Origin of the sequence: Stenotrophomonas lactitubi (assembly GCF_002803515.1) — a bacterium.
Classification (GTDB): Bacteria; Pseudomonadota; Gammaproteobacteria; order Xanthomonadales; family Xanthomonadaceae; genus Stenotrophomonas; species Stenotrophomonas lactitubi.
In genome coordinates, this window is the sequence record NZ_PHQX01000001.1 from 3201104 (window position 1) to 3213746 (window position 12643).

The 12643-nt window shown below is 67.3% G+C and carries 9 protein-coding genes; 2 read left to right on the plus strand and 7 right to left on the minus strand.

What is annotated here, in order from left to right:
* Positions 1-101: 101 nt before the first annotated feature.
* The 6 genes from CR156_RS15040 to CR156_RS15070 form a co-directional block, all read right to left on the minus strand.
* Positions 102-641, minus strand: a complete 540-nt coding sequence (locus tag CR156_RS15040) for a GNAT family N-acetyltransferase (protein ID WP_100553415.1) — start codon at positions 639-641, stop codon at positions 102-104.
* On the minus strand, positions 634-3759 hold the full coding sequence (locus tag CR156_RS15045; RefSeq protein ID WP_100553416.1) for an efflux RND transporter permease subunit: 3126 nt from the start codon (positions 3757-3759) through the stop codon (positions 634-636). The genes CR156_RS15040 and CR156_RS15045 overlap by 8 nt, the downstream gene beginning before the upstream one ends.
* Positions 3756-4862 (minus strand): efflux RND transporter periplasmic adaptor subunit, encoded by a 1107-nt coding sequence (locus tag CR156_RS15050; protein WP_100553417.1) that lies wholly within the window; start codon positions 4860-4862, stop codon positions 3756-3758. The genes CR156_RS15045 and CR156_RS15050 overlap by 4 nt, the downstream gene beginning before the upstream one ends.
* A gap of 317 nt (positions 4863-5179) precedes the next feature.
* The gene (locus CR156_RS15055; protein ID WP_100553418.1) at positions 5180-7243 is read right to left on the minus strand and encodes a TonB-dependent copper receptor; all 2064 of its coding nucleotides are present in this window, start codon (positions 7241-7243) and stop codon (positions 5180-5182) included.
* A 72-nt stretch (positions 7244-7315) separates the two neighbouring features.
* On the minus strand, positions 7316-7699 hold the full coding sequence (locus CR156_RS15060; protein ID WP_100554192.1) for a DUF2946 family protein: 384 nt from the start codon (positions 7697-7699) through the stop codon (positions 7316-7318).
* Positions 7700-8340: 641 nt separating this feature from the next.
* Entirely contained in the window at positions 8341-9324 is a 984-nt protein-coding gene (locus CR156_RS15070) for a LysR family transcriptional regulator (protein WP_100553420.1), read from the minus strand.
* A gap of 208 nt (positions 9325-9532) precedes the next feature.
* Here CR156_RS15070 and cysK point away from each other — a divergent pair, with 208 nt between their 5' ends.
* Positions 9533-10492: a cysteine synthase A gene (gene cysK / locus CR156_RS15075; RefSeq protein ID WP_100553421.1), complete on the plus strand. Its 960-nt coding sequence runs from the start codon at positions 9533-9535 to the stop codon at positions 10490-10492.
* A gap of 349 nt (positions 10493-10841) precedes the next feature.
* Complete coding sequence (locus CR156_RS15080; protein ID WP_243381996.1) at positions 10842-11411, plus strand: O-acetyl-ADP-ribose deacetylase; 570 nt, start codon at positions 10842-10844, stop codon at positions 11409-11411.
* 73 nt (positions 11412-11484) lie between these two features.
* Here CR156_RS15080 and CR156_RS15085 read toward each other — a convergent pair whose 3' ends face one another.
* Entirely contained in the window at positions 11485-12597 is a 1113-nt protein-coding gene (locus CR156_RS15085) for a copper resistance CopC family protein (RefSeq protein ID WP_089236628.1), read from the minus strand.
* Between the last annotated feature and the right edge of the window lie 46 nt (positions 12598-12643).

Here is a 12643-nt window from a genome sequence, read left to right on the forward strand (position 1 = left end):
GCCGGGCATGGCCCGGCGCTACCCCCGGAGACGGCAGCACCTCCGGCGGCCAACGGAAACGGCGGCGCACCCGGTAGCGCCGGGCCATGCCCGGCGGCCTTTCAGGGCAGCGCGGTCCGCACCCGGGCGAATCGGCGCAGGTCATGCAGGACGCCGCGCTTGTAGACGGCGCAGCGCTCCACGCCCTCTTCCTGGAAACCGTTCTTTTCCAGTACCCGGGCCGAGCCCAGGTTGAAGTCGACCACCGTGGCCTGCAGCCTGAACAGGCCAAGCTCGTCCATCACCCAGGGCGAGAACAGACCGACCACACCGGTCATCAGGCCCCGCCCCCAATGGGCCTGGCCGAGCCAGTAACCCAGTTCAGCGGTATGCCCGCGCTCGGCCACGCCTTGCTGGGCACCCACGCTGCCGCAGGCCTGGCCGTCGATCTCGATGGCCAGGTTCAGGGTGCCGGGGGCCAGCACGCGCCCGCCCAGGAAGGCTTCGCCATCCTCGCGGGTGTACGGATACGGGAAGCGGTCACGCAGTCCACGCGAGACGTCCGCGTCGTTGGCGTGGCGCAGCAGCGACTCCAGGTCATCGCTGCGCCAGGGCCGCAGGAGGAAGCCTTCGCCGTGCAGAATGCGCGCCGGCTCAGGCATGACCACCCACCGACGGCGAGTCGGCCTCCTGCTTCTCCAGCTCGCGCTTCACCGCCTCCGGCGAGCGGGTATACGGGGCCAGCCGCGCGTAGAACGCCGGCACCACGAACAGCGACAGGAAGGTGGACAGGGTGACGCCGAAGATGATCACGATGCCGATGGTGCCACGGCTGGCCGAACCGGGGCCACCGGCCACCACCAGCGGAATCGCGCCGACCACGGTGGCGATCGAGGTCATCAGGATCGGACGCAGGCGCACCATCGCCGATTCGATGATTGCTTCGCGCACGGTTCGCCCGTCGTCGCGCAGCTGGTTGGCGAATTCGACGATCAGGATGCCGTTCTTGGCCGCCAGGCCGACCAGCATGACGATGCCGATCTGGCTGAACAGGTTCACCGTGCCGCCACTCAGCCACAGGCCGACCAGCGCACCGAGCACACCCAGCGGCACGGTCAGCATGATCGTCAGCGGGTGGATGAAGCTCTCGAACTGCGCGGCCAGCACCAGGTACACCACCAGCAGGGCCATGGCGAAGGTCAGCAGCACCGCGCCACCCGCGCTCTGGTACTCGCGCGATTCGCCCTTCCAGTTCACCTGCGCGTACTGCGGCAGCTCTTCGCGCGTCACCTGCTGCGCCCAGGCGATAGCCTCGCCCAGCGGGTAGCCGGGTGCCAGGCCGGCACTGATGGTGATCGAGCGCAGGCGGTTGAAGCGGTTCAAGGTGCCAGCTTCGGCCACTTCGCTCAGCGTGACCAGGTTGGACAACGGCACCAGTTCGCCGGAGGTCGCACGCACGCGGATCGCGGCGAGGTCGGCCGGGCTGGCGCGGCCATCACGGCCGGCCTGGACCAGCACGTCGTACTCCTCGCCGTTGTCGACGAAGGTGGTGACGCGGCGCGAGCCCATCATCGTTTCCAGCGCCGAACCGATCGCGGTGACCGGCACGCCGAGGTCGGCCGCACGCTGGCGGTCGATGTTCACCCGCATCTGCGGACGGGTTTCCTTGTAGTCCGAGTCCGGACCGACCAGGCCGGGGTTGTCGGCCATGCGCAGCAGGATGCGGTCGCGCCACTGCGCGATCTCGGCGTATTCCGGGCCACCCAGCACGATCTGGAACGGCTGCCCGCCACTGCGCACCAGGCCGCCACCGACCTGGGTGCGTACGCGCACGCCACGGATGGTGTCCAGTTCCTTCTGCAGTTCGTTGGCTACTTCCGGCGTGCCTTCGCTGCGCTGGCGCCACGGCTGCAGGAACACGCTGACGCGGCCGGTGTGCATTTCCTCGCTTGCGCCGAAGCCGCCGGGCACGCGCGGGTTGGCGCGCACGATCGGCTTGTCCGCGCCCACATGCGGGGCCAGCAGCGCTTCCACCTGCTGCACCTGCTGCACGGTGTAGTCGTAGCCGGCGCCCTCCGGGCCATCGATCATGATCTGGAACGAACCTCGGTCTTCGGCCGGAGCCAGTTCCGAAGGCAGCACTTTGATCAGCAGCCAGCTGGCCGCCAGCGCTGCGACCATCACCAGCAGATAGATCCACGTGCGATCGACATGATGATCGAGCACGCGACCGTAAGCGCCGGCCAGGCGTTCCAGATTGCGGTTGATGAAACCGTGCAGCCCGCGCGGGGCCTGCCCGGTATGCGGCTTGAGCAGCTTGGAGGCCATCATCGGGGTCAACGTCAGCGCAACGAACGCTGACAGCGCGACCGCTGCGGCCAGCGCCACCGCCAGTTCGCGGAACAGGCGCCCGGTATTGCCTTCCAGGAAACCGACCGGCAGGAATACCGCCACCAGTACGGCGGTGGTGGCAATCACCGCGAACGCCACCTGTGCGGTACCGCGTTTGGACGCCACCAGCGGTGGTTCGCCCAGGTCGATGCGGCGCTGCACGTTTTCCACCACCACGATCGCATCATCCACCACCAGGCCGATGCACAGCACCAGCGCCAGCAGCGTCAGCAGGTTGATCGAGAAGTCGAACGCGTACAGCGCGATGAACGCCGCCACCAGGCACACCGGCACCGTCACCGCCGGAATCAACGCCGCGCGGAAGCTGCCGAGGAACAACCAGATCACCGCAAGCACCAGGATCATCGCCTCCACCAGCGTCGCGTACACGCGGTCGACGGCGGCCTCGATGAAGGTGGTGTTGTCGAAGGCAACGAAGATCTGCGTGCCCTTGGGCAGGGTCAGCGCAACACGCTCGGCCTCGGCGCGCGCGGTGCGCGCCACGTCCAGCGAGTTGGCGGTGGAGGTCTTGACGATACCCAGGCCGATGCCGGGCTCACCGTTGCTGCGGTAATAGGCGCGACGCTCGGCCGAGGCCAGCTCGATCTTCGCCACATCGCCCATGCGCACCACGTAACCATCACTGCCCTTGCCCAGCGGGATGGTCGCGAAGTCTTCGGGCTTGATGTAGTTGCGCTCCACGCGCAGGGTGAAATCGCGGTCGGTGGATTCGATGCGGCCGGCCGGCAGTTCCACGTTCTCGTTGCGCAGCGCGGTTTCGATGTCGCCGGTGGTCAGCCCGCGTGCGGCCAGCTGGTCGCGGTCCAGCCAGATGCGCATCGCGTAGCGCTGGCGGCCACCGATGCGGACCTGGGCCACGCCATCGAGGCTGGAAAAGCGGTCGACCACGTAGCGGTCGGCGTAGTCGCTCAGTTCCAGCGTGTCCATGGTCGAGGACACCATGTTGAACCAGATGATCGGATCGGCATCGCTCTCGACCTTGGCGATCTCCGGTGGCCGTGCCTCTTCGGGCATGCGGTCGGCCACGCGGCTGACCGCATCGCGCACGTCGTTGGCCGCCGCTTCGATGTCACGGTTGGAGGTGAATTCGATGCTGACCTGCGAACGGCCGTTGGTGCTGCGCGCGTTGATCGTATCGATGCCTTCGATGCCGGCCAGCGCGTCTTCCAGCACCTGGGTGATCCGGCTCTCGATCACCGCTGCCGAGGCACCGGTGTAGTCCACCGACACCGAGACGATCGGCGGGTCGATGGCCGGCAGTTCGCGCAGGGTCAAGCGAGTGAAGGACATCACGCCCAGCACCAGCAACAGCAGGCTCATCACCACGGCAAACACCGGCCGCTGGATGGAGATGTCAGACAGCTTCATCCGCCGTGACCCTCGGCAGCGACCGGTGCTTCAGCCGTCACCGGCTGGGCGCCACTGGCGGGCGCGGCGTCGGTGGCCGCCACCTTCAGGCCTGCACGCAGCTTGCCGGTGCCGTCCACCACGATGCGCTGGCCTGCCTGCAGGCCCTGCTTGATCTCGACCACGCCAGCGCGGCGTGCACCGGTGACCACGTCCACGCGTTCGACGGTGTCATCGGCCTTGATGCGATACATGAAGCTGTCGCGACCGACCTGCACCACGGCGATTTCCGGCACCACCAGTGCCGGTCGATCAGGATGGAACAGGCGCACGTCTAGCAGCATGCCCGGACGCAGTGCGTGGTCGCCGTTGGCGAAGTCGGCACGCACAGTCACCGCACGGGTGGCCGGGTCGATACGTGCATCGATGGTGCTGACCTCGCCTTCGAAGGTGCGGCCCGGCCAGGCCACGCTGGTGGCCTGCACCTTGTCGCCGATGGTCAGCGCGGCCAGCTCCACTTCCGGCACCTGGAAATCGATGTGCATGCGCTCGACGTCGTCGAGGGTGGCGATCACCGTGGTCGGCGTCAGCAGCGTGCCCGGGCTGATCTGGCGGATGCCGAGGACGCCGGCGAACGGCGCGCGCACACGACGATCACCGATGTCCGACTGCATCTGCGCCACGCGTGCTTCGGCGGCATCACGGATCGACTTCTGCGTATCCAGGGTCGCGCTGGACACCAGCCGCTGTGCCGCCAGTTCGCGCTGGCGCTTGTACAACTGGTCGGCTTCGCGGAAGGTCGCCTGCGCCTGCACCAATGCGGCTTCCTGGGCCTGACCGCGCAGGGTCACCAGCGGCGCGCCAGCGGCGACCTGCTGGCCACTTTCGAAATGCACGCGCTCGACGATCTCGCTCACCTTGGCGGTCACGCTGATCGACTCGCGCGCCTTGGCCGTACCCAGCGCCTGCAGCGTGTCGCTCCACTGCATCGCCTGCACGACCTGCGCGGTGACCGGCACGGCTTCGCCCTGCCGACGCGCGGCGGCCTCCTGTTTGCCTGCGCACCCGGCCAGCACGGCCAGGCTGAGGCCAAGGGCCAGGGTCGAAGCGATACGAGCCAACATGAACAATCCTGAGCGATCCACGGCCGCCGAGTGTAGGCAAGGCCCCGCAAAAGCGATATGTGCCAAGCGTTTACCGGCGTGGAACGGGTGCTGCGATAGCGCTGCGCGCCCATTCCATGCAGGGGTCCGCAGCACGGTGTCGGTGTATGTCGGGATGTATCCCGGCGCGCCATGAGCGGCGACGCCGTCGTAGAGTCGGGAGGCCCGGCCGAGGGCGCCGGGCGGGGTCGGAACCTGGCGGGGATCCGACCCCGTTTTCTTTGGACGCAGGCCTTCTTTGCCCGGCGCATGGGTAGCGCCGGGCCATGCCCAGCGGATCAGTATCGGTAGTTCACCTTCATCCACAGGCTGCGGCCGGGCTCGTTGATGCGTACCGGATCGGCCGGGAAGCCGAAATCGGCGCTGCCGGCCAGATTCAGATGCTCGCTGTAGGCGCGGTCGAACAGATTGTCGACACCGGCGCTGAGCTGCAGCTGCGAACTGAAACGATAGGCCGCATTGAGCGCCAGCGTGGCGAAGCCACTGCTCGGCCCGAGGTCCTGCGCCACCACGTTGCCCTGCCCGTCCGCGACCCGGTGCTGATGGGTGACCGCGCGCACCAACGCACCGGCACTCCAGCGCTGGCCTTCCCAGTCAGCGCTCAGGCGCGCTTCCAGCGGCGGCATCTGCGGCAACGGGCGATGCTGGTCGCGGTTCTCGCCCCAGGCATAGGCCAGGGTGCCACCCAGCTTCCACTGCGCGTCGAGCTGCAGCTGCACACCGGCCTCGGCACCGGCGATGCGCGCCTGCACGTTGTCGGCCTGGCTCATGCCCATCATGCCGCTGCCGCGATAGGTGAACAGGATGTAGTCCTGGATCTGCCCCGCATAGGCGGAGACCCAGGCCTGCACGCGCGGGCCTTTGTATTGCAGGCCGACGTCGAGCTGGGTGGTGCGTTCGGGCTGGATGCCAGCGAACGCGTTGACCACACCTGCCGGGCCATGATCGGGCGAGAACAGTTCCCAGTAGTCGGGCATGCGCTGGCTGTGACCAAGGCCGGCATACCAGGTCAGGCCATCGGCGAGATCCTGTTCGTAGCGCAGGAAGCCACTGCCCAGCCAGTCCCTGCGGCGCTGGCCGGCGGTGGGATTGGGCATGGCCATCATCATGCCGCCGATGTCGGCGCGCTCATCGCGCACGCTGGCACGATCGACGCGCAGGCCGCCGATCCAGCGCTGGTCGGTGCCGGCGCCGAGGGTCAATTCGGTGAACGCACCGTAGCGGCGGAAGTTGGCGTCGGTGTTCCAGTCCGCCTGTCTGTAGGTGCCGCGGCCCATGCCCATGCGGCCGCGATGTCGGCTGTCCTCGCCGTCGACGCCGGCCACCAGCTGCACGTCCTGCCAGCGCCATTCGGAGCTGATGCGCCCACCCTGCGTGCGGCGATCCACGTTCGACGCCATCGGCATCGGCATCATGCTGTGCGGGTTCGGCTCGCGCAGCGTGTAGTTGTCCATCACGTGGTCGGCTTCGTTGTAGTACACGTTGGCCTGCAGCGTGTCCCACGCCCCGGGCAGGTTGCGCTTCTCGAAGCGCGCGGCGTAGCTGGTGCGCTCGAACGCGGCACCGTCCATGCCGCGCCCGGCGTAGCGCGCGATCGCATCGCCGGCACCGGCGGATACTTCGAGCAGGGTATCGGCATCAGGCGTCCAGCCAACGGCTACGTCGCCATTCCACTTGCGCCATTTCGACGGAACCACATCACCGTTGCCGTCCTTGTAGTCATCGGCTTCGGAGCGATTGCCGCTGGCACGCACATAGCCCGTCGGATTGCCCAGGGTGAGGTCCAGCACCTGGTCGTTGCGGTTGCGCGAACCAACCAGCGTGCTGGCATCGGCACGCAGCCCGGGCTCGTCGAAACGCGGGGTATCACGCTCAAAACGCACGGTGCCCGCAGACGCACCCGCGCCCCAGCGCACGCTCTGCGGGCCCTTGATGATGGTCAGCCGGTCAAAGCTCTCCGGCGAGATGTAGGACAACGGGTTGTCCATGCGCGAGGGACACGCACCAATCAGATTGCCATCGTTGCTGAGGATATTCAGGCGCGAACCGAACATGCCACGCAGCACCGGGTCGCCGTTGGTGCCGCCGTTGCGGATGGCGGAAAAGCCGGGAACGGTCTTCAGGTAATCGGCGCCATCGCTGGCCGGCACCGGCTGTCGCGGCAGGCGCGGATCGGTCACCCAGTGCAAGGGTGAGGACGGTGCAGCGGCGGTGACCACCAGCGTATCCAGCGTCCGCGCATCTTCAGCGGGCGCGGCATGGGCGAAGGGCGCGGCCAAGGCAACGCCAAGGGCAAGCGGCAGGCGCGCACGGGCGCCCGCGTCGGGGAAAGTCATTTTCATGGGAACAGCTCCAAGGTACGCACGCGCGCACGACGCCCTTGCAGGCATCGTGCGACGGATTCGATAGGGAAATCAGCGGACGGTGGAGATCGGCGGCGGGCCACGCGCGGCGTGTGCCGGCCAATGCAGCAGCGGCAGTCGCAGCTGTGACCATGGGAACACCAGCTTCGGCCGCCACAGCAGTGGCAGCAGCAGCACCAGCACTGCCAGCCACGGCAGCAGGCGCATGGCCAGCACGCAGTACTCGCAGGCCTCGCCATGCATGGCGTGCGGATCGGCGGGCGGGCGGGGCACAGCCGGATCTGCATCGTGGTGCGCGTGACCGGCCATGGCCATGTCGTGCATGTCGTGGCCCATGGCCGTGTGGTCCATGCCTGCCATGCCCGCATGATCCATCGGCTGCGCCTGAAGCGCGCGGCTGACCAGCGGCGCGAGCACCATCAGCAGCGTCGCCATGAAGGCAAGCTGGAGCAGGGTTCGATGCAGCTGGACGGTACGGATCACCGCGCTAGTGTAGAGGTGCCCCCCGGGGGCGCCGTGCGACGAACCGTCGCAGGAGGGGGTATCGGCAGGGCTGCGCCCTGCACCCGCTACCAGCCGGAGCAGGAGCAACAGCAACAGCAGAAGCTGGCATTCCGTGGGATGGCAGGGCGGTGTCGGATTGCGGGGACGCCGTAAACCCATCCTTGGGGGCTTGGCCGCGGCATCCATGCCGCGGACACCCCGCAATCCGACACCGCCCCGCCTTCGACAGATTTCCGCGATCTGTAGATCCACGCCATGCGTGGATGAATCTCTATCGAAATCGAATATTTCGGCAATTGATCGAAAAGCATCCACGCATGGCGTGGATCTACCGTGTCGACCAAGGTCGACGCCTACCAACAGCCGCCGGAATCTGTCAGCGGCGGGGCGGTGTGGGCAGGCAGGACCGTTGGCGCCATGGATGGCGCCATCGAGCCCCCAGGGATGGGTTTACGGCGTGTCCTGCATGCCCACACCGCCCCGCCACCCCAAGGAATGCACGCTGTTGCTGTTGCTGTTGCTCCTGCTCCGGCTGGTAGCGGGTGCAGGGCGCAGCCCTGCTCAACCACTCCTCAGACTGTGATCGTCTGGGTCAGCGATTCCCAGGTCGGCGGCACCGGCCAGGACGCGGCCTGGTTGCCGTCCAGCACCCGCCGCAGATCGCGTGGATCGATCTGCGGGGCCAGCACATGCACCAGCTCCAGCGCGTAATCGCGCAGCACCCGGTCGCGTGGCAGCACCGCCCAGGCGATGCACTCGGTGATCGGCGCCGGTGCCGGCCACACCCGCAGGTCCTCGTCGTTGGCGCTGATCGCCATCTCGGCCAGCAGCCCCACCCCCAGACCTGTGCGCACATAGGTCTTGATCAGGTCGGCGTCCAGCGCGGTCAGCGCCAGATCGGGTACCAGGTTCTGCGCGGCAAAGGCGCGCTGCAGGGAGGAGTTGGGTCGGGTCGAGGATTCATAGCTGATCAGCGGCTGGCGGGCCAATGCTGCCAGGTCCGGTACGCGGCCGGCGCGGTCCAGCGGATGGCCCTTGGGCACCACCACCAGCCGTCGCCAGCGGAACAGCGGCACCGCGATGCCGTCGCTGGGTTCGCTGCCGGCAGTACTGATGATCGCGATATCAGCATCGCCCTGGTTCAGCCGGTCCAGCGCATCGGCCTCACCGGCCTGCTGCAGGTGCACGCTGACCTGCGGATAGGCCTGCTTGATGCGCGCCACGGCTGGCGGCAGCACGAAGCGCGCCTGGGTGTGGGTGGTGGTCAGGATCAGCTGACCCTGGCTCTCGCGGCGCTGGTTGGCCGCGTAGGTGCGGATGTTGTTGGCTTCGGACAGCACGGCGCGGGCGCGGCTGATCACTTCGGTGCCGGCCGGGGTGACCGACTCCAGGCTGCGTCCCTTGCGCACGAACAGCAGGAAGCCCAGTTCGTCCTCCAGCTGCTTGAGCTGCTTGGACAGGCCGGGCTGGGTGGCATGCACCCGCGAGGCGGCGAGCGTGATGTTCAGCTCGGCGTCGGCGATGGCAACCAGGTAGCGCAGCTGGGTCAGCGTCATGGCAGGCGGGCGATGTGGGGGCGGAGGTCCACTCTAGGGTCAATTGCCGTCACCAGCTTATAACCAAAGGTTGTTTAAGAAAGGTATCTGGTCATTTCCGGGCGTCATATGCCGGCGCTACGGTCAGCCGGCAGCCGCTGGCCTGAACAGCCAGCCTTCTTCCCTTATGCCCGCCGAGCCCGGCGCGGCCTGTTCCTGGAGCGCTCCCATGGCCCTGTACGACTCCATCCTCGACACCATCGGCAACACCCCCATCGTCAAGCTGCAGCGCCTGGCGCCGCAGGGCGTGACCGTGTACGCCAAGGTTGAATCCTTCAATCCCGGCGGCTCGGTGAAGGATCGCCTGGCGCTGGCGATCATCCTCGATGCCGAACAGCGTGGCCTGCTCAAGCCGGGCGACACCATCGTCGAAGCCACCTCGGGCAACACCGGCGTCGCCTTGGCGATGGTGGCCGCCGCACGCGGCTACAAGTTCGTGGCGACGATGGTCGAGACCTTCTCGGTGGAACGCCGCAAGCTGATGCGCGCCTACGGCGCGAAGGTCATCCTGACCCCGGCCGCCGAGCGCGGCAGCGGCATGGTGCGCAGGGCGCGCGAACTGGCCGAGGAGCACGGCTGGTTCCTGGCCAGCCAGTTCGCCAACCCGGCCAACCCGGCCTACCACCGCAACACCACCGCCGCGGAGATCCTGCGTGATTTCGCCGGCAAGCGTCTGGACTACTTCGTCAGCGGCTGGGGCACCGGCGGCACCCTGACCGGTGTCGGTGAAGTGCTGAAGGTCGCCCGCCCCGACACCCGCATCATCGCCACCGAACCGGCAGGCGCCGCCTTGCTGAAGGGCGATGACTGGAAGCCGCACAAGATCCAGGGCTGGACCCCGGACTTCGTGCCCGATGTGCTCAACCGCAATGTGGTGGACGAACTGGTGACGGTGGAAGATGATCGCGCGATCGCCACTGCCCGCCAGCTGGCCGCAGAGGAAGGCATCTTCGTCGGCATCTCCGCCGGTGCCACCGTGGCCAGCGCACTGGACGTGGCACATCGCGCGGAACCGGGCGCGGTGATCCTGGCGATGTTGCCGGACACCGGTGAACGCTACTTCTCCACGCCGCTGTTCGCCGACGTCAATGAAGGTTCCGACGACGACTGGCTGGCCGGTCTGCCCTGATCGCCGCGTTGTCGATGACAGCAGGATGACGCCCACCCTCGCGGTGGGCGTTTCCATTTGGGCAATCCTGACTGGGCATTGCCGTTGCAAGCGGACCGTTTTCCCCCGCAAATCAGAAGCAATCCATTTCAGGAACTTTCGTTTCGCCTGCGTGCGGCGCTCGCTTCAGCCTGCGTGAAGGCGCTGCCGGCCATCGTGCATGAACAGCGCGGATCGCAGTGCGTGAGACGGTCATGACGCAGCATCGATGCCCTGTCCCGCAAGATGCGGGTGCAGCCAGCGTGGGCACGGCGCGCAACAACTACAGGCAGGAGACGGACGCATGAAGATCGAAGTGTGACAGGGCGACATCACGGCCCTGGCGGTGGATGCGATCGTCAACGCGGCCAATGAATCACTGCTCGGTGGCGGCGGTGTCGACGGCGCGATCCATCGTGCGGCTGGCCCCGGCCTGCTGGCCGAGTGCGAGCGTCTGCCGGAGCTGCGCCCCGGCGTGCGCTGCCCGACCGGTGAGGTGCGCGCAACGGATGCCCATGCACTTCCGGCACGGCACGTACTGCATACCGTCGGCCCGGTCTGGCACGACGGCCAGCGCGACGAACCGGCACTGCTGGCCAACTGCTACTGGAAGTCGCTGCAGCTGGCCGAATCGCTGAACCTGCAGTCGATCGCGTTCCCGGCCATCAGCTGCGGGGTGTATGGCTATCCGCTGTACCAGGCGGCGCAGATCGCGGTGACCGAAACACTGGCCTGGCAGCGCAGCCACGCCCAGCCGATGCGGATCGTGCTGGTGGCATTCAACACGGCGACCGCCAAGGCCTACCAGCAGGCGCTGTCGGCCGCAGGCCAGGTCGCCGACAGCGGGCGCGGGTCGCTGCTGCCCCCACTGGGCGATACCGGATTCGTGCCGGCGCATTGAAACAATGCGGGGCGTGGAAGAAAAAAAGGCCGGGCATTGCCCGGCCTTTTCGTTTACATCCGTCGCGACAGCGTCAGTTCGTTACTTCGGCGGCAGCGTCGGCCGCCGCCGTAGCAGCCGCCGATGCCGCGGCCGAAGCGGCGCCGTCGACCTGCACACGCACTTCCACCATGCCCGCTTCGTCGCTCAGGCTGGTTACGTCCACGGTGTAGTGGCCGGCCGGCAGCGATTCTTCCAGGCGTGCGTTGGTGCCATTGCCACCATCGTCGTCCACCAGCTCCACGTTCGAACCGACCACGCGCAGCACCGTATCCACCTGGCTGGAAATCGCATCCAGGCGCACATCGGCCGGACGCGGCAGGCTCAGCAGGAAGCGGCGGCGCCCTTCGCCATCAAGCATGGCGAACACGCTGCCGGAGTTCGGCAGGGTGGTGCCATCACGCATGACCATGTTGGCCGGCAGCTCGGTGCGCTTGGCAGTCAGCTTGAAGGCGCCGGTACCGTCTTCGCCCAGGCTGCGCACGCGCAGGGTGTACTTGCCCGGTTCCAGCGGCATGCCGATGCGCGAATTGGTGCCGTCGCCGCCGTCGTCGTTTTCCGACTGAGCGCCGTTGCCGTCCAGCTTCAGCACGGTATCGAACGCATCCGATTCCAGGCGGATCTCGTACATGCCCGCCTTGTCCACCTGCAGGGTGTAATCCTGCGACTTGGAGACCAGCAGGTCGACGATCTCGCCTTCGGCCACCATCGGCTTGCCGTCATACGGCACCAGCTTCTCGGCGCGCAGGCGGTACGGGCCGAAGGCGGAGGGGCCGTCGGCATTGATGGCCACCTGGTAGCTGCCGGTGCCATTGGCGCGGAATGCCAGCGAGACGTCGTCGCCGCGCTCGTAGCCCGAACTGCTGCTGGCCACCAGCACGCCGTTGTTGAACACGGCGATCGAGCCGCGCAGCGCGCCGGTCAACTTGATGCCGACCAGTTGCTTGTCGTCCAGCTTCAGCTGGTACAGCTGATGGTGGCTGCCATCATTGAAATTGACGCCGCTGCGCGAGGTGATTTCGCCGGATACCGGCTTGTCGAACTCCAGCGAGGGGGCCTTGCCCACGTCCGGGCTGCCACCCATCCGGTTGCAGCCGCCGACAGCCAGCACCGTGGCAACGGCCAGCGTGATTGCGGTAATACGCATGTTTTTTCTCCTTGGCCTTCCATGTATGCCCCCACGCACTGGCCTG